This is a genomic window from Nitrosomonas sp. ANs5, assembly GCF_050584665.1.
Classification (GTDB): Bacteria; Pseudomonadota; Gammaproteobacteria; order Burkholderiales; family Nitrosomonadaceae; genus Nitrosomonas.
The window spans coordinates 99,503-116,134 of the sequence record NZ_JBEUDO010000001.1; the positions used below are offsets into that span (position 1 = coordinate 99,503).

General features: G+C 52.0%; 16 protein-coding genes. 10 read left to right on the forward strand and 6 right to left on the reverse strand.

The annotated features are described in order from the left end of the window. Positions 1-395: 395 nt before the first annotated feature. Positions 396-860, reverse strand: coding sequence for a bacterioferritin (gene bfr, locus ABTW62_RS00390; protein ID WP_430902590.1), 465 nt, complete (start codon positions 858-860; stop codon positions 396-398). Between the two features lie 59 nt (positions 861-919). Further along, positions 920-1,117, reverse strand: coding sequence for a (2Fe-2S)-binding protein (locus ABTW62_RS00395; RefSeq protein ID WP_430902591.1), 198 nt, complete (start codon positions 1,115-1,117; stop codon positions 920-922). Positions 1,118-1,686: 569 nt separating this feature from the next. On the opposite strand from ABTW62_RS00395, the gene ABTW62_RS00400 reads away from it, so the two are divergent. Beyond that, a complete protein-coding gene (locus ABTW62_RS00400; protein WP_430902592.1) occupies positions 1,687-2,715 on the forward strand; it encodes a hypothetical protein in 1,029 nt (342 codons plus the stop codon). A 105-nt stretch (positions 2,716-2,820) separates the two neighbouring features. Here ABTW62_RS00400 and ABTW62_RS00405 read toward each other — a convergent pair whose 3' ends face one another. Genes ABTW62_RS00405 through purE form a run of 3 tightly spaced genes read right to left on the reverse strand, consistent with a single transcriptional unit; the run spans position 2,821 to position 5,327 of the window. Then, positions 2,821-3,705, reverse strand: coding sequence for a phosphoribosylaminoimidazolesuccinocarboxamide synthase (locus ABTW62_RS00405; protein ID WP_430902593.1), 885 nt, complete (start codon positions 3,703-3,705; stop codon positions 2,821-2,823). 24 nt (positions 3,706-3,729) lie between these two features. Beyond that, positions 3,730-4,866 carry a 5-(carboxyamino)imidazole ribonucleotide synthase gene (locus tag ABTW62_RS00410; RefSeq protein ID WP_430902594.1) on the reverse strand — a complete coding sequence of 379 codons (1,137 nt, stop codon included), beginning with the start codon at positions 4,864-4,866 and terminating at the stop codon, positions 3,730-3,732. Further along, a complete protein-coding gene (gene purE / locus ABTW62_RS00415; protein WP_430902637.1) occupies positions 4,863-5,327 on the reverse strand; it encodes a 5-(carboxyamino)imidazole ribonucleotide mutase in 465 nt (154 codons plus the stop codon). Before purE ends, ABTW62_RS00410 begins: the two co-directional genes overlap by 4 nt. Before the next feature lie 225 nt (positions 5,328-5,552). Between purE and ABTW62_RS00420 the strand changes: the two genes are divergently transcribed. The 9 genes from ABTW62_RS00420 (at position 5,553) to purD (ending at position 14,487) form a co-directional block, all read left to right on the forward strand. Then, on the forward strand, positions 5,553-5,984 hold the full coding sequence (locus tag ABTW62_RS00420; protein WP_430902595.1) for an ExbD/TolR family protein: 432 nt from the start codon (positions 5,553-5,555) through the stop codon (positions 5,982-5,984). 66 nt (positions 5,985-6,050) lie between these two features. Beyond that, positions 6,051-6,689, forward strand: coding sequence for a superoxide dismutase (locus ABTW62_RS00425; protein ID WP_430902596.1), 639 nt, complete (start codon positions 6,051-6,053; stop codon positions 6,687-6,689). Positions 6,690-6,699: 10 nt separating this feature from the next. Continuing rightward, entirely contained in the window at positions 6,700-7,350 is a 651-nt protein-coding gene (gene hisG / locus ABTW62_RS00430) for an ATP phosphoribosyltransferase (RefSeq protein ID WP_430902597.1), read from the forward strand. A gap of 22 nt (positions 7,351-7,372) precedes the next feature. Next, positions 7,373-8,674, forward strand: a complete 1,302-nt coding sequence (gene hisD, locus ABTW62_RS00435; protein ID WP_430902598.1) for a histidinol dehydrogenase — start codon at positions 7,373-7,375, stop codon at positions 8,672-8,674. A gap of 107 nt (positions 8,675-8,781) precedes the next feature. Further along, positions 8,782-9,957 (forward strand): FAD-dependent monooxygenase, encoded by a 1,176-nt coding sequence (locus ABTW62_RS00440; RefSeq protein ID WP_430902599.1) that lies wholly within the window; start codon positions 8,782-8,784, stop codon positions 9,955-9,957. A gap of 315 nt (positions 9,958-10,272) precedes the next feature. Beyond that, positions 10,273-11,286: a tRNA dihydrouridine synthase DusB gene (gene dusB / locus ABTW62_RS00445; RefSeq protein ID WP_430902600.1), complete on the forward strand. Its 1,014-nt coding sequence runs from the start codon at positions 10,273-10,275 to the stop codon at positions 11,284-11,286. Further along, positions 11,283-11,525 carry a helix-turn-helix domain-containing protein gene (locus tag ABTW62_RS00450; protein ID WP_090411615.1) on the forward strand — a complete coding sequence of 81 codons (243 nt, stop codon included), beginning with the start codon at positions 11,283-11,285 and terminating at the stop codon, positions 11,523-11,525. Before dusB ends, ABTW62_RS00450 begins: the two co-directional genes overlap by 4 nt. A gap of 13 nt (positions 11,526-11,538) precedes the next feature. Next, on the forward strand, positions 11,539-13,110 hold the full coding sequence (gene purH, locus ABTW62_RS00455) for a bifunctional phosphoribosylaminoimidazolecarboxamide formyltransferase/IMP cyclohydrolase (protein WP_430902601.1): 1,572 nt from the start codon (positions 11,539-11,541) through the stop codon (positions 13,108-13,110). 66 nt (positions 13,111-13,176) lie between these two features. Beyond that, a complete protein-coding gene (gene purD, locus ABTW62_RS00460; RefSeq protein WP_430902602.1) occupies positions 13,177-14,487 on the forward strand; it encodes a phosphoribosylamine--glycine ligase in 1,311 nt (436 codons plus the stop codon). A 191-nt stretch (positions 14,488-14,678) separates the two neighbouring features. On the opposite strand, the gene ABTW62_RS00465 is transcribed toward purD, so the two are convergent. Next, positions 14,679-16,616, reverse strand: a complete 1,938-nt coding sequence (locus tag ABTW62_RS00465) for an ATP-dependent DNA helicase (protein ID WP_430902603.1) — start codon at positions 16,614-16,616, stop codon at positions 14,679-14,681. Positions 16,617-16,632 lie beyond the last annotated feature (16 nt).

The window sequence follows — 16,632 nt, forward strand, 5'->3', positions numbered from 1 at the left end:
ACAGTTGGATGGGGAGTGGAATGTATGATTCCAAGCCGCTGTCACGCTGCCATGTGACTGATAAGCCGTGCCACTCAGCTGGTAGTGCAATCAGCAATCGGGTGAGTTCGTAAATTGCGACTTATTTATTTAGCGTAGAAGCATCTGCAGGCAGGACCGAGGTCACGGTCATATATATGGGAGTCGGCGCTTGGTGGATAACCGCCCTGAAGAGCAGTGTGCTGCAGGAAATATGTTGAGTGACTGCGTATCAGGGATCAAGGCAGGGATATGGTGTTAATCCATTATCTTGGTCCCTTTTAAGGGATCATCCAACGCCATCGCTGTGATAGCGTCTGGATTGTCAGTTGGCCTTGTTTTGGTCCAATTGACAGGATGGTATTGAGATATTGGGGTTATATCTGACTTTGTAACCAGTTATGGATACCCACTTTTTGTATCATGTCACGTTGCGTTTCGAGCCAATCGATATGTTCTTCCGTATCTTCCAGGATGCGCTCGAAAATTTCGCGTGACACATAATCCTGCGTGGATTCGCAGGCGGCTATGGCACTGATCAGGGTTTCGCGGGCGGCCAGTTCGAGATCAAGATCGCAGGTCACGCATTCTTGTGCGGATTCTCCGATCAGTAACTTATCGAGCTGCTGGAGATTGGGCAGGCCTTCGAGGAAAAGTATGCGTTCGATGAGCTTGTCTGCATGTTTCATTTCATCGATTGATTCATGGTATTCGTGTTCTGCCAGCTTATGGAACCCCCAGTTTTTATACATACGGGCATGTAAGAAATACTGGTTGATGGCGGTCAATTCATGTTGCAGCTGGCGATTGAGCCAACGAATGATATCTGCATTACCTTTCATGTTTGTCTCCTTGAGTATTAGATAGCCGGCTCGCGATGAGTGGTTTCCAGGCGAGTCGCCTAGGAACCGCCCGCGGGTTCGGGCGAAGGCGCTAGCTGCCGTAACTTGTCCAATGCCATTTTTGCATGGCAGGCACATGCGCCGCACTCCCCGGCCACTCCCAGGCAAATTCTCAAATCACGCATTCTTTCAGCGCCTTGCTGGACAGCTTTGTGAATATCGCGATCAGTGACGCCTTTACAGACACAAATATACATGAAAGATAACTCTTAGAGAATGAATTTTCCGATTGTTTCTTGGCTGCAGCCGATATTCCTTGCCAGATTCAATTGGTTGTCAATGAGAATGATTCGTAATTATATTCCATTCAGACTGATTTGCAAGCAATAAGTTCTTTGCTGAAACATGTTCGGTTGCTAGGAGGCTGTCCGAGACTGATCTACTGCGGACGAGCCTGATTGGCCGGATTTTACGATCCTTTTCGTTAAATAGAACGACTATTCGCCTCAAATGATCGAAAAATCCAACTCAACCAGCCTCGCCCTCGCTACGATCGCTATTCCCGGACAGCCTCCTGGCCTGAACCGTGCCGATTGGTGGCGTTACTTTTTGAGGGCACCTCTAAAAATCCATATTTCGTCACAATACGTCGTTGTTCACAAAAAATGCCTCCTTACATATCAATCATATGCTGTGTCAACATTTTTTGTTCTCGCCTCGTCTTGTTTAAAACGCTGAATTTTTAGAGGTGCCCTTGAGTGAATAACTTTCGATTGGCTATTTATTTCGGTAATCTGTCATGTTTTTATTTCTACACATTCTTACTATGAATTTACATTTGGTCGTACCAGCCTTATTTTGGCCCGATCGCTCCCAGTCAGAGATTTATCATGACTTGCCGTTACCCGCTTTGCAGACCATTTTGGCAAAAAGCCAATCCAATGAAGAGCCTGGGCATCAACTGGAGGCCTGGTTATGTCGGCTGTTTGGCGTGGATAAACAGCAGGATTGGCCCGTCGCGCCCATTATGTTACAGCTGGATGGGGAAGGAATCGATATTGGCGAGGCTTACTGGTTGCGGGCCGATCCCGTGCATTTGCGCATTGAGAATAATCATATTCTTCTGGCCGATAGCCAGATACTGAATATTTCCCTGAAAGAGGCGCAGGCGTTTACTACTTTCATCAACGCGCAACTTGCCAAAGACGGTCTGATGTTATTGCCGTTGCATGCCGACCGCTGGTATGTGCGTGTTCATCCGTCACCGGAGTTGAATACACATCTCCTGAGCGAGGTGGCGGGCAGGAATATCAATCATTTATTGCCGGGCGGCAGGGATGGGGTCGCCTGGAACAATCGAATCAATGAGCTTCAGATGCTGTTGTACGACAGCCCATTGAATCAGGCAAGAGAGGCGCGTGGTGAGCTGGCTATCAACAGCCTCTGGATATGGGGGGGGGGAATGAGGCCAGAAAGCATGCTGGCCCCTTATCCAGAGATATGGAGCAATCATCCCTTTGCGCAGGCATTGAGCAAAGCAAGCGGGGCGGTTGGCTACCATTTGCCGGCAAACGCGGGGGAATGGCTTGGGGAGACTCGATCGGGCGATCAAATGATTGTGCTTGACCATTTGCAAAAATACGCCTGCTATAAGGATGCCTTTGCTTGGCGCAATGATCTGGTAAGGCTGGAGCAACAGTGGTTTGTGCCGCTCTTGCAGGCGTTGAAGGCAAAGCAAATCAAGCGACTCGAATTGACTGCGATCGATGAACACGCTACCAAGCGCTTTACCCTTACGCCTAACAGTTTGTGGAAATTTTGGGCGACTGGCCGACCGTTGCAATCCTACGCCTGATCCCACTTGCCTTTGCCCATGAAAATGATCTGCTGCCCGGTTGTTCAGGGAACTGAACCGGAAGGAGACTTTTGGTTTCAGGGCAGATAAAGCGAAAAGCCGATTTTACTCGATCAGTAAGCGGCATGCCTCCCGGTATTTTTCCACGGTTTGTGCCAGAATATCGTCCGGAATGGCTGGTGCTGGCGGTATTTTATTCCAGTGGATCTGTTCCAGCCAATCGCGGATAAATTGCTTGTCATAGCTGGGGGGGGTACGCCCGGGCCGGTAGTCGTCAGCTGGCCAGAAGCGAGAGGAATCCGGTGTGAGCGCTTCATCGATGAGATAGAGCTGATTCGTATCGTCCAGACCGAATTCGAATTTGGTATCGGCAATAATTATGCCTCGTTCAAGCGCATACTCTGCCGCCTGGGTGTAAAGCGCGATGGCCTGTTTGCGAACCAGCAGGGCAAGTGGCGCGCCCAGCAATTGTTCGCAAGTTGCGTATGAAATGTTTTCATCGTGCTGGCCTGCCTCGGCTTTGGTGGAGGGTGTAAAAATTGCTCCACCCGGTATCATGCCGGCTTCCTGCAATCCATGGGGCAAAGCGATGCCACTGATTGCGCCGCTCTGTTGATAATCTTTCCAGCCAGAACCTGAGATATAGCCGCGTACGATGGCTTCGATCGGTAATGGTTTTAATTTTCTGACCACAAAGGCACGGCCTGTCACTTGGTCGCGTTCATGGGGCGCGACCACTGATTCCGGGGCGATGCCGGTTAGATGATTGGGCAGGATGTGCGCTAGCTTGTTAAACCAGAATTGAGAAATCCTTGTCAGGATATATCCTTTTTCTGGTATCGGGGTGGGTAACACGACATCGAAAGCTGAAATGCGATCGGTTTGTACGATCAGCAATCTGTCTTCATCCACGGTGTAAATATCGCGCACCTTGCCTCGATGAAGCAGTGGCAGACTGGATAGATGGGTTTCGAATAGGGCAGAGGTCATAGCGATGTTCGATTTTGTTGAGTGCTAGGATTTGGGCTGCAATGCATGCTTGATGGCTTGGGCATGGCCGAGTGCTTCGTCCGCTGTGGCGGCCAGCACGGTGAAATGGCCCATTTTCCTGCCAGGTCTGGCTTCACGCTTGCCGTATAAATGCAATTTGACGGTTGGATGGCACAATACCTGGTGCCAGTCCGGTTCGTTGCTTTGCCAGAGATCTCCCAGAACATTGGTCATGACAGCAGCCTGGGTCAACGCAGTGCTGCCCTGGGGCGCACCGCACAAAACTCTGACCTGCTGTTCAAACTGGGAAGTGATGCAGGCATCAAGCGTATAATGACCACTGTTGTGTGGACGTGGCGCTATTTCATTGATCAGGATTTGACCGTCAGCCAGGATAAAGAACTCGATGCATAGTACGCCGATGTAGTTCAGGCGGACAGCCACTTGTCGGGCGATTTCGCAAGCATGCCGGATGGTTTCTTGGGCGATTCTGGCAGGGACGATGCTCATGTCCAGAATGCCCTGGACATGGTGGTTTTCCGCAACCGGAAAATACGTGACCTGGCCATCATGGCCGCGTGCCAGAATGACTGAAATTTCAGATTCGAGTGGCAGCATTTTTTCCAGTATACAAGGCTCATGCCGGAAGCTAGCAAATGCCTCTGAAAGGGCGCCGATCGATGCCACTTTGTGTTGTCCCTTGCCATCATAACCAAACCGGCTGACTTTCAGAATTCCGGGCAATAGCGATGCGTCCAGTTGGCTGGAAATATCCTGCTGGTGATGGATGACAGCAAATGGCGCGACGGCAAAACCATGTTCGGCAAGAAACTGTTTCTCGAAGATGCGATTCTGGGCGATCGAGACACTTTCAGCTGTTGGGCTGACCATGCAATATTTCATTAGGTAGCGCAGCGCCTCGGCAGGCACATTTTCAAATTCCGTCGTCACGCCTTCGCAAGTCGAGCCGAGTACATCGAGCGCCTGATAATCAAGATAATCTGCACATAAGTGGCGTTCGGCAATATTACCGGCGGGACTGTCTTTGGCCGGATCCAGGACCGTTACGCGATAGCCCATGCATTGTGCGGCCATGGTAAACATACGCCCGAGCTGCCCGCCACCGAGCAGGCCGATCATCGCACCAGGTTTGATGTTCATGCTTCCGGCAGCGTCATCGATGTTACAGCCGCCGCTTGCTCCTTACGAAACTGATTGAGTTTTTCTGCGAGGGAAGAATCTTCCGTTGCCAATATGGCAATCGCACATAACGCTGCATTGGTCGCGCCTGCGTCACCGATTGCGAATGTCGCAACGGGCACACCTTTGGGCATTTGCACAATCGATAGCAGCGAATCCACGCCCTGCAAGTGTTTGGATGTGACCGGCACACCTAGTACCGGCAGGATGGTTTTGGCGGCGATCATGCCGGGCAGGTGGGCCGAGCCGCCTGCGCCGGCGATGATACATTTGATTCCGCGCGCACGTGCGGTTTCCGCATAGCCGAACATACGGTCTGGTGTACGGTGCGCCGAGATGATTAAGGTTTCATGCGGGATGCAGAAATTTTTTAAAACATTTGCAGCATGCTGCATCACACTCCAATCGCTATTGCTGCCCATTACAATGCTGACTGATGGACGGTCCACACAAGATCCTTATACTAAATTCAGAAATAAATCAATAAACACCGAAGCATGGTGAAAGTGGTAATAATAAACTAGAATAGGCGCATCGACCGGGAAGTTTTTTTATGGATTGGGCTGCAGCGTTCGTATGCTGGTTTCAACTGGACCAGTGTATTACAATCGTTTGACCTATTAATCGAGTATCGGGAATCGAATCCAATGAATTTTCAGCGTGGGCAGAAGAAAGAAGAGCCGGAGATTAATCTCGTGCCTATGATTGATGTATTGCTGGTCATACTTATCTTTCTGGTTATCACGACCACCTATTCCAAATTCTCGGAACTGGAAATCACTTTGCCGCAGGCAATTGCTGAAACGGATAAGAAATCCGATGCGCCTCAAGTCATTGACGTGTCAGTAAGTGCAAAGGGCGACTATACAATTGATCTCGTACCAATCAAATTCACCAGTATTGAAGGCTTGCGTGACGCGCTGCGGGCGGCTTCCAAAAATCAGGAGAATCCGGCCATCATCATCAGCGCCGATACAAAGGCGACACATCAGTCAGTGATTACGGTCATGGAAGCCGCAAGATTGGCGGGATACAATCAAGTGACGTTTACGACCGAAGTGTCGAATAACAATCAATAACATTCTTTTGACATAATACTCGACCTCATGACTTCATTATTCAACTTCATTTTTAAAGGAAAAAAAATGAGCAACAATCTGGATAATTTTTCCAAGGCAGCACTGGCTGGTGATACCTATGTATTGGCGCCTCTTCCTTATGCCGATAATGCGCTCGAGCCTGTGATTTCCGCTCATACACTGAGCTTTCACTATGGCAAGCATCATAAAACCTATGTGGATAATCTGAACAAGCTCGTGGCGGGCACCCCGTATGCCGGGCAGTCACTGGAGCAGATCATCACCGCCACGGCTGGCCAGGCGGATAAGGCCGGCATTTTCAATAATGCTGCTCAGATCTGGAATCATATGTTCTACTGGCATAGTCTCAGCCCGCAAGGCGGCGGAGAGCCACCCGCGGCATTGAAACAAAAAATTGAAGCGGCATTTGGCGATGTCGAGACTTGCAAGCGTGAATTCGCCAATGCGGCGGTCACCCAGTTTGGAAGTGGCTGGGCCTGGTTGGCGCAGGACGGAGACAAACTGACGATTGTCAAAACCGGCAACGCCGATTCGCCGCTCACGCACAACCTTCGTCCACTGTTGACCATCGATGTTTGGGAGCATGCCTATTATCTGGATTTCCAGAATCGGCGGCCTGACTATGTCAATACAGTCCTCGACAAATTGATTAACTGGGAGTTTGCTGCGGCAAATCTCGGGTAATCATCCATTTATGTCGGATATTACCATTGCGCTTTCCAAAGGGCGCATCTATGAAGATACCGTTCCATTCCTGAGAGCAGCCGGGATTGTCGCGCAGGATGATCCCGATGCTTCGCGCAAGTTGATCATTGCAACCAACCAGCCGCGGGTGCGGCTGATCATGGTGCGTGCGACCGATGTGCCAACCTATGTGCAATATGGCGCTGCGGATTTGGGTGTGGCTGGAAAGGATGTGCTGCTGGAGCATGGTGGTGCTAGCCTGTATCAGCCGCTGGATTTGAAAATCGCCCGCTGCCGCATGATGGTTGCGGTCAGGAACGATTTCGATTATGCCTCGACGGTTTTCCAGGGTGCGCGCTTGCGGGTGGCCACCAAATATGTGAAAACGGCTCGTGATCATTTTGCGGCCAAAGGCATGCATGTGGATTTGATTAAACTATATGGCTCGATGGAACTGGCGCCACTGGTGGGTCTGGCCGATGCGATTGTCGATCTGGTTTCGACCGGCAGCACTCTGAAAGCCAATCAGTTGCAAGCCGTCGAGGAGATCATGCCGATTTCAGCCCGCCTGATTGTCAATCAGGCGGCACTCAAGTTGAAAAATAGTACGATCCAGCCTTTGTTGGAAGCCTTCAGCGCGGCAATTCCCGCTAACGTATAGTTCAAACGAACTGGAAAATCTCATGGTTGATATCAAACGCTTATCTTCCTCTGATGCGCATTTCGAGCAGGCACTTGATAAGCTGCTGATGTTCGAAGCGACCCAGGATGCCACCATCGATCAGACCGTGCTCCAGATTCTTGCGGCGGTGCGTGAGCGTGGCGATCAAGCGCTGCTGGAATATACGCGCCGCTTCGATAAACTGGAGGTGGCGAGTATCGAACAGATCGAGTTGTCGCGTGATCGCTTGCAGTCCGCTTTGCAATCGCTCAATGCCAGCGAACGCACTGCATTGGAATTGGCGGCTACCCGTATTCGCACTTATCATGAAAAACAGGTATCGCAATCCTGGCATTATGTTGAGGCGGATGGCACCTTGCTCGGCCAGAAGATTACGGCGCTGGACCGGGTGGGCTTGTATGTGCCGGGCGGCAAGGCAGCCTATCCTTCATCGGTCTTGATGAATGCGATTCCGGCCAAAGTAGCTGGTGTGCAAGAACTTATCATGGTGACACCAACCCCAGCGGGAGAATGCAATCAGTTGGTGCTGGCGGCAGCCGCCATCTGTGATGTGGACCGGGTTTTTACCATCGGTGGCGCCCAGGCCATCGGTGCACTGGCTTTTGGTACGGGAACCGTCCCCAAAGTCGACAAAATCGTCGGACCGGGTAATGCTTATGTGGCTGCGGCCAAGCGTCATGTTTTTGGTTTGGTCGGCATTGATATGCTGGCCGGGCCCTCTGAGATTCTGGTGATCTGTGACGGGAAAACCGATCCGGAATGGATTGCCATGGATTTGTTCTCTCAAGCCGAACATGATGAACAGGCGCAATCTATTTTGCTTTGTCCGGAGCCTGCCTTTCTGGATGCGGTGATGGAGAGTATCAATCGGCTGATAGCGGCCATGCCGCGTCAGCATGTCATTCGCGCTTCGCTGGAGAATCGCGGTGCCTTGATCAAGGTGCGTGATCTGGAAGAAGCTTGTGCCATCGCCAACCGAATTGCGCCCGAGCATCTTGAGCTGTCGGTGGAACAGCCGGAACAATGGGTTGAGCGCATCCGGCATGCGGGTGCAATCTTTCTCGGGCGGCATACCTGTGAGGCGCTTGGGGATTATTGTGCCGGTCCCAACCATGTACTGCCAACTTCCGGGACGGCGCGCTTTTCTTCGCCACTGGGTGTCTATGATTTTCAGAAACGTACCAGCCTGATCCAGGCTTCCCCGGCCGGTGCGGCCAAGCTTGGCCGTGTGGCAGCCATCTTGGCGAAGGGGGAAGGGCTGGAGGCACATGCGCTGTCTGCCGAATACCGTTGCACCAAGTGACAAAATGGATACGCCGGTATTGAGGCCAACCAAATGATAACCAGTATTTTCTCTGTAGAAATGGGCGTGAATGCCACATGCCCGCTATGACCAGACCGGGAGAAGCTATGACCGATCAGCAGTTCGATGTCATCATTGCTGGCGGCGGGCCGGTAGGGATGGCACTGGCGCTCGCCTTAACGGAATATGAGTTTTCAGTGTTGCTGCTTGAAGCGCGCAAATTGCCGGAGAATGTAAGCGATCCCCGTCCATTGGCGCTATCGTATGGCAGCCATTTGTTATTGCAGCGCCTGGGTGTCTGGGAGAAATTGACCCAAGCCACGCCAATCACGACTATCCACATTTCCAATCGAGGCCATTTTGGGGATGCTGTGCTGACGACAGAGGAAGCAGGCGTCCCCGCGCTGGGCTATGTCGTGAACTACCATGACCTTTACGAGTCGATGCGTGGACTATTGCAAGCACACCAGGTCAATTATCAGACGGGGGCTCAGGTATCCGGCATACAGACGAGTCCAAGTCTTGCTCAAGTGACCTATCAGCAGGACGAGTCGAACAAATTGGCGCATTCCAGTTTATTGGTATTGGCTGATGGGGGGCGGCTTGCAGAACAGGTCGAAGGAATCCGCTATCATGTGCACGACTATCGACAGTGGGCGGTCGTGAGTAATGTCCAGGTCGTGGCGCCTGAGAGAGGCGCTGCCTTCGAGCGTTTTACCCTGGATGGGCCCTTGGCGCTACTGCCTTCTGGCGATGATTATGCGCTGGTTTGGACGATGCCGGCCACGAAAGCTGAAGAAATATTGCAGCTGGATGACCAGTCATTTCTGACATGCCTGCATGACCACTTTGGGGACCGAATGGGTAGCATTATCCGGGCGGGTAAACGTTCAGGTTTCCCCCTGGCGCTCAAATATGCATCAGCTGTGACTTCACAGCGGACCGTCTTGATAGGCAATGCTGCCCAAACACTTCATCCGGTCGCTGGCCAGGGTTTCAATCTCGGTTTGCGTGATGCATGGGAACTGGTCGATGAAATTCGCCATGTGCCGGCGGGGGTGGCAGGTGAGCCAGGCTCGGCCAGAATGCTCGCAATGTATAATCAGCGCCGCCAGCGTGACAAGCAAGCGGGAAGGTTGTTTACCGATTCCTTGGTGAAGCTGTTTACTGCGGATATTCCACTGTGCCAGACATTTGCTGGCCTGGGGCTAACTGCGCTGGATTGCTTGCCGCCTGCCAAGCGTTTCGTTGCACGCCGCATGATATTTGGTGCACGCGGCTAGTTTTCTTGGATAATCTAGGAGGCTGTCCGAGAATAGCGATCGTAGCGAGGGCGAGGCTGGTTGAGTTGGATTTTTCGATCATTTGAGGCGAATAGTTGTTCTATTTAACGAAAAGGATCGTAAAATCCGGCCAATCAGGCTCGTCCGCAGTAGATCGGTCTATTCTCAGACAGCCTCCTAGGGGGCTGCTTCTTCACCAGGATACCGGTTCTGTTGTTCTCTTCCAATGAATCGCCTCCGAGAAAGAAGGGAATGGTCAAGAATACTCAATCTTTGTCGATTTTTAACCTTTTAATCGCAGTTTAGCCATTTTCCATGCAAATTGGTTCATATACGCTCAAAAATAAGTTGATTGTTGCGCCGATGGCGGGAGTGACAGACCGTCCTTTCCGGCAATTGTGCAAGCGGATGGGCGCAGCAATGGCGGTATCTGAAATGGTTTCCAGCAATTCCCTGCTGTGGGGTTCGGAAAAGACCCGGCGGCGCGCCAGCCATGATGGCGAGGTCAAGCCCATTTCGGTGCAGATAGCAGGCGCGGATCCTGCTATGATGGCACAGGCTGCTCGATACAATGCTGCGCAGGGCGCCGAGATCATCGATATCAATATGGGGTGTCCCGCCAAAAAGATCTGTAATGTCATGGCCGGTTCGGCTTTGCTGAAAGATGAATCACTGGTCGGGAAAATTCTCGATGCGGTGGTCAAGGCGGTGGATGTACCGGTGACTTTGAAGATCAGAACGGGGTGGGATATACAAAACAAGAATGCGGTCCATGTGGCGCGTATCGCAGAAGACGCTGGGGTGCAAGCCTTGGCCATCCATGGACGAACCCGTGCCTGTGCTTATCAAGGGCAGGCCGAATACGATACCATTGCAATGGTAAAGGCTGCTATCAGGATTCCGGTGATTGCAAATGGTGATATTGATACGCCGGAAAAGGCCAGGCAGGTTCTGGACTACACGCATGCTGACGCGGTCATGATCGGACGCGCAGCACAAGGTAGGCCATGGATTTTTCGTGAGATCGATCATTTCCTTGCCACCGGCAAACGATTGCCTCCACCTGAGGTAACGGAAATCCATCATGTGCTGATGCATCACTTGCATGACTTGTATGATTTCTACGGGGAGTATTCCGGGGTACGGATTGCCCGCAAACATATTTCCTGGTATACCCGCGGACTCGTCGGCTCTGCCGCTTTTCGTCACGCCATGAATCAACTTCAGACAATTGAAGCACAACTATCTGCCACCCATACATTTTTTGAGCAACTTGCTGACCAGGGTCGCAGGCTTGCATATATTCAAGACGAGGTAATCGCGGTATGAGCGTTATTGATGAAAATGAAATCGCGTTCTGTATCCGTAAATCAGTGGAAGCCTATTTTCATGACCTGGATGGTGAGAAACCCTGTCCGATTTATGAAATGGTGATAAGCAGTGTCGAGAAACCGCTGATTGAAATCGCCATGCATCACGCTCAGGGCAACCAAAGCAAAGCCGCTGAGCTACTCGGTATCAACCGCAATACTTTACGTAATCGCTTGCTTAAGCATCAGATCAAATAATTAATTCTCTGAAATGACCATAAAACAAGCTCTTATCAGTGTTTCTGACAAAACCGGTATTATCGAACTCGCTACCGCCCTGCAAAAACTTAAAGTGGCGATCATTTCAACGGGTGGCACCGCAAAATTATTGCAGGAAGCTGGAATCGACGTCACAGAGGCCAGTGATTATACGGGTTTCCCAGAAATGCTCGATGGACGCGTCAAAACCCTGCACCCCCGTATCCATGCAGGCATCCTGGCCAGAATGGATTTGCCCGCGCATCGGCAAGCCATGGATGAAGTGCAGATTCCGACAATAGATCTGGTGATCATCAATCTGTATCCGTTTACGCAAACGATAGCCCGGCCGGATTGTTCGCTGGAAGAAGCGATCGAGAATATCGATATCGGTGGACCGACCTTGATCCGGGCGGCCGCCAAGAACTTTGAGCGCGTGACGGTCGTCACCGATCCACAGGACTACACTGCGCTGCTCACACAGATGCAAACCGGCAATGGATCGGTCAATGCCGAGCAGCGTTTTCAGTTTGCACAAAAGGCTTTCTCGCATACCGCGCGTTACGATGCGGCGATCAGCAACTACCTGACCGCACTCGATCCGGCCGTCGATCTGGCCGGGCAGCGCAAACCCTTTCCGGATCAACTCAATCTTAATTTCTCACTGGCGCAGCCACTTCGCTACGGCGAGAATCCACATCAACAGGCTGCTTTTTACCGTGAAGTGCTCGATATATCAGGCAGCCTAGCGAGCTATGATCAAATTCAGGGCAAGGAATTGTCCTACAACAATATCGCGGATACCGATGCCGCCTGGGCGTGCGTGCAAACCTTCGACAAACCGGCTTGTGTGATTGTCAAGCATGCCAATCCATGCGGTGTGGCGATTGCCGACACATTGCTGGCTGCGTATGAGAAAGCATTCGCGACGGATCCGGTATCGGCATTCGGCGGGATCATTGCGCTCAACCACATGGTTGAGGCTGATTTGGCCACAGCGATATTGAATCAGTTTGTAGAAGTTATCATTGCGCCGGAATTTACCCCGGAAGCCAGGCTTGCATTGGCTGCCAAGCCGAATATACGGGTGCTGACCGTTCCTCAAGGCATGTATGCCAATTACTATGATCTGAAGCGGGTCGATGGCGGCTTGCTCGTGCAGACCCCAGATAATTTCAATCTTGCGATCGACCAGCTGCAATGTGTTACGCAGCTTCAACCCACTCCGTTGCAGATCGAAGACTGCTTGTTTGCGTGGCGCGTTGCAAAGTTTGTCAAATCAAATACGATCGTATTTTGTTCTAACGGTCAAACACTCGGCATCGGTGCGGGGCAGATGAGTCGAGTCGACAGTGCGCGAATTGCTTCCATCAAGGCCGAACAGGCCCGTCTCGATCTACAGGGATCCGTGGTTGCCTCGGATGCTTTCTTTCCATTCAGGGATGGCCTGGATGTGTTGGCCCAGGCCGGCGCCAAGGTTGTGATTCAACCGGGGGGAAGTATCCGGGATGAAGAGGTTATCGCGGCTGCCAATGAACAGGGCATAGCAATGCTGTTTACAGGCGTCAGGCATTTCAGGCATTAGCAGGGACTGGATTCTTTCTGCCATTTGCCGTATACACTTGGTCACATAACCGATTCGAATAATAAAATGAAACTACTCGTTGTTGGCGGTGGTGGCAGAGAACATGCCATAGCATGGAAACTCGCCCAATCCCCACGTGCAGAAAAAATATTTGTCGCACCTGGAAATGCCGGTACAGCACTGGAACCCGGTCTGGAAAACGTTCCAATCACTGCCATTCCAGACCTCATTGCTTTCGTGCAACGGGAAAAAATAGAGTTGACAGTGGTGGGTCCCGAAGCCCCCTTAACGGAAGGGATTGTCGATGCATTTCAGGCGGCTGGCCTGAAGATATTCGGCCCGAGCCAGGCCGCCGCCCAGCTCGAATCATCCAAAGCCTTTGCCAAGACATTCATGCGCGCACAGGGGATTCCGACAGCGGCCAGTGAATGTTTCCACGATGCGGCGATGGCCCGCGAATATATTGCGCAGCACTCACTGCCGGTTGTGATCAAGGCCGATGGTTTGGCGGCTGGCAAAGGGGTGGTGATCGCGCATACCGTGAATGAGGCACATGCGGCGGTCGATGCCATGCTGGTCGAAGACAGGCTGGGCGAGGCTGGCGCATCGATCCTGATCGAGGATTACCTTGAAGGCGAGGAGGCCAGCTTTATTGTTTTGTCCGATGGGCGCAACGTTTTGCCGCTTGCCACCAGTCAGGATCACAAGCGCTTGCTGGATGACGACCAGGGCCCCAATACCGGCGGTATGGGTGCTTATTCGCCCGCGCCGATCATTACGCCCACATTGCATGCCAAAGTCATGCGTGAGATTATCGCGCCCGCGATCAATGGTATGGCGCAGGCGGGGCAACCCTATATCGGATTTTTGTATGCGGGCCTGATGATTGCGCGCCAGGGCGATATCAAGGTGCTGGAATTCAATTGCCGCCTGGGTGACCCTGAAACCCAAGCGATTATGCTGCGATTGAAAACCGATCTGGTGGGTTTGATCGAGCATGCCGTCAACGGTACGCTGGATCAGGCCGAAATTGAATGGGACCGGCGGGTCGCATTGTGTGTTGTGATGGCGGCACAAGGCTATCCTGATAAGCCAAGCAAGCATGACGTTATCCATGGCCTGAATGCCATCATGGCCAGACAGCATGCAACGGATGAATATCATGTATTTCATGCTGGCACCGCCCTTGGTGGCCAGGATCAAGAGGAAATCCTGACGGCCGGCGGTCGCGTGCTGGGTGTGACAGCGCTGGGTGAAAATCTGAAATTGGCGCAGCAACGGGCCTATGAGATTGCTGGCAATATTCGCTTCAAAGGTTGTCAGATGCGCAAGGATATCGGATCCAGGGGATTGACCAGTCATCACTCAGCTGGCTAGTACTCCGTTCCGCCAAAACGCTTACATGAAATCGCGCCTTCGCCTATCATGCGTTGTTGCAAATCCTCGCCATAGCTACGGCTATGACTGCGGTTTGCGCCTAGCCTGGCAGGCGAATCCATCGATTTCATTTGCAAGCTAATTGACGGAACGGAGTACTAGGGAGATACGAATTATTTCCCCAACCCTTGCTACAAAGTAGATGCCAGAAAATGTAGGGCTTCCGCCTGATTCCGTGTGCGTTTCATTGGCGGCAGGCTTTGCCAGATGCGTTTGCCATACGGTTTGGTGACCAGACGCGGGTCGCAGATCATGAGTACCCCCCGGTCGTTCTCGTCGCGAATCAGACGTCCGGCACCTTGTTTCAGACTGATGATGGCATGCGGCAACTGGTATTCCATGAAGGCATTGCGGCCTTCCTGGTTAAACTTTTCGATCCGTGCGGATAGAACCGGATCATCCGGCGATGCGAACGGTAAACGGTCGATGATCACCAGCGACAATGCGCGCCCCCGTACATCCACACCTTCCCAGAAAGATTGGCTGCCAATCAGGACAGCATTGCCCAGTTTGCGAAAACGATCCAGCATGGCGGAGCGCGTTTCCTGCCCTTGTAATAACAAGGGAAAGGTCAGCTGCTCTTGCTCGAAAACAGCCTGCAGTGATGCGTGAACCTGCTGCATGGCCCGCAGGCTCGTGCATAGAAAGAATGCGCGCCCTTGGCTTGCCCGAATCAGCGGCAAGGCTGTCTGCACGATATTTTCAGTATATTGCGGCGTGTTGGGATCTGGTAATTTGTCCGGAACATAGAGTAGTGCCTGATTCTGAAAATCGAACGGGCTTTCCCAGCTCGCCGTTTTTGCATCAACCAGCCCCATCATCTGGTTGTAGTGTGAAAAATCCTGTTTGACCGACAGGGTCGCAGAGGTAAAAATCCATGCGCGGGCATTGGCATGGACTTGCTTACTGAACATTTCGGCGACGGAGATGGGGGTCGCATTGAGCTGCAGGCTCTGGCTGAAGGCTTCCAGCCAGCGGACAAAGTGCTGGGTTTCAGCCGGTTCATGCCACTGCCTTATTTTCACCAGTAGCACTTGCGCACGTTGCCAACAGTTTTCCAGGCCCTGTGAGCGTACTGCCTGACTTTCCAGTAAAGCGACAAACTGGGTCATTGTTTCCTGTAGCCGGTGCAGTGTATCGACAAAACCGGGTGTTTGCTCGGCCTGACTCGAAGACAAGCGTTGCTGCTTTCCGGAAACAGTCAAATGCAGATCGCGCGCAACATTCTCCACCGCAGCTGCGGCATCCGCAAGTGGCGTGAAATCTTGCGCACTCTGTGCCGCCTCGGATAAGGTATCACGCGCCAGGACGAATATCTGTCCTGTGCTGACCGATTCACCAAAAAACAGGCTGGCAACTTCGGGCAGCTGGTGTGCTTCGTCAAAAATGACGGTATTGCAGGCAGGCAGCAATTCAGACAGGCCCTCGTCTCTGAGCATGACATCTGCAAAAAACAGATGATGATTCACCACAATTATATCGGCGGCTAGCGCCTGCTTGCGGGCTTCCATAACGAAACACTGCTTGTGATGGGGGCACTCGGCACCGAGACAGTTTTCCCTCGTGGAGGTGACATATTGCCAAATGCTTGCATGCTCCGGTACTTTATCCAGCCCGCCCTTGTCGCCATGGCTGCTGCGCTGTGCATAGCGCTCGATCATGTTCAGATACTGCACGTCATTGCGGTTGGCAAAATGAATTTGATCGGATGCCAGGGTACGCTCAAGATGATAGTGACAGATATAGTTGGCTCGCCCCTTCAGTAAGGCGATGGTTGCCGGCACCTTCAAGGCAGCACGAATGGTAGGAATATCGCGCAGAAACAGTTGGTCCTGGAGAGTTTTTGTGCCGGTCGACAAAACCACTTTCCCACCTGACAGCAGTGCCGGGATCAGATAAGCGAAAGTTTTGCCTGTTCCGGTGCCGGCTTCGGCGACCAAAATTTCCTGATTCGCGATGGTTTGTGCGATGGTTTGTGCCATTTCCTGTTGTTGCGAGCGCGGGCGATAGTCCGGAATGGTCTGAGCGAGTAAGCCGTGAGCAGAAAAAATGGTGGAGAGATCGGACATTAAAAAAAAATTATCG

Coding starts and splice junctions, on each gene's coding strand:
- hisG (WP_430902597.1), top strand. CDS start 6,700: ATGTCGGATATTACCATTGCGCTTTCCAAAGGGCGCATCTATGAAGAT.
- ABTW62_RS00440 (WP_430902599.1), top strand. CDS start 8,782: ATGACCGATCAGCAGTTCGATGTCATCATTGCTGGCGGCGGGCCGGTA.
- ABTW62_RS00400 (WP_430902592.1), top strand. CDS start 1,687: ATGAATTTACATTTGGTCGTACCAGCCTTATTTTGGCCCGATCGCTCC.
- purD (WP_430902602.1), top strand. CDS start 13,177: ATGAAACTACTCGTTGTTGGCGGTGGTGGCAGAGAACATGCCATAGCA.
- ABTW62_RS00450 (WP_090411615.1), top strand. CDS start 11,283: ATGAGCGTTATTGATGAAAATGAAATCGCGTTCTGTATCCGTAAATCA.
- ABTW62_RS00395 (WP_430902591.1), bottom strand. CDS start 1,117: ATGTATATTTGTGTCTGTAAAGGCGTCACTGATCGCGATATTCACAAA.
- purE (WP_430902637.1), bottom strand. CDS start 5,327: ATGGGCAGCAATAGCGATTGGAGTGTGATGCAGCATGCTGCAAATGTT.
- ABTW62_RS00425 (WP_430902596.1), top strand. CDS start 6,051: ATGAGCAACAATCTGGATAATTTTTCCAAGGCAGCACTGGCTGGTGAT.
- bfr (WP_430902590.1), bottom strand. CDS start 860: ATGAAAGGTAATGCAGATATCATTCGTTGGCTCAATCGCCAGCTGCAA.
- hisD (WP_430902598.1), top strand. CDS start 7,373: ATGGTTGATATCAAACGCTTATCTTCCTCTGATGCGCATTTCGAGCAG.
- purH (WP_430902601.1), top strand. CDS start 11,539: ATGACCATAAAACAAGCTCTTATCAGTGTTTCTGACAAAACCGGTATT.
- ABTW62_RS00405 (WP_430902593.1), bottom strand. CDS start 3,705: ATGACCTCTGCCCTATTCGAAACCCATCTATCCAGTCTGCCACTGCTT.
- dusB (WP_430902600.1), top strand. CDS start 10,273: ATGCAAATTGGTTCATATACGCTCAAAAATAAGTTGATTGTTGCGCCG.
- ABTW62_RS00420 (WP_430902595.1), top strand. CDS start 5,553: ATGAATTTTCAGCGTGGGCAGAAGAAAGAAGAGCCGGAGATTAATCTC.
- ABTW62_RS00465 (WP_430902603.1), bottom strand. CDS start 16,616: ATGTCCGATCTCTCCACCATTTTTTCTGCTCACGGCTTACTCGCTCAG.
- ABTW62_RS00410 (WP_430902594.1), bottom strand. CDS start 4,866: ATGAACATCAAACCTGGTGCGATGATCGGCCTGCTCGGTGGCGGGCAG.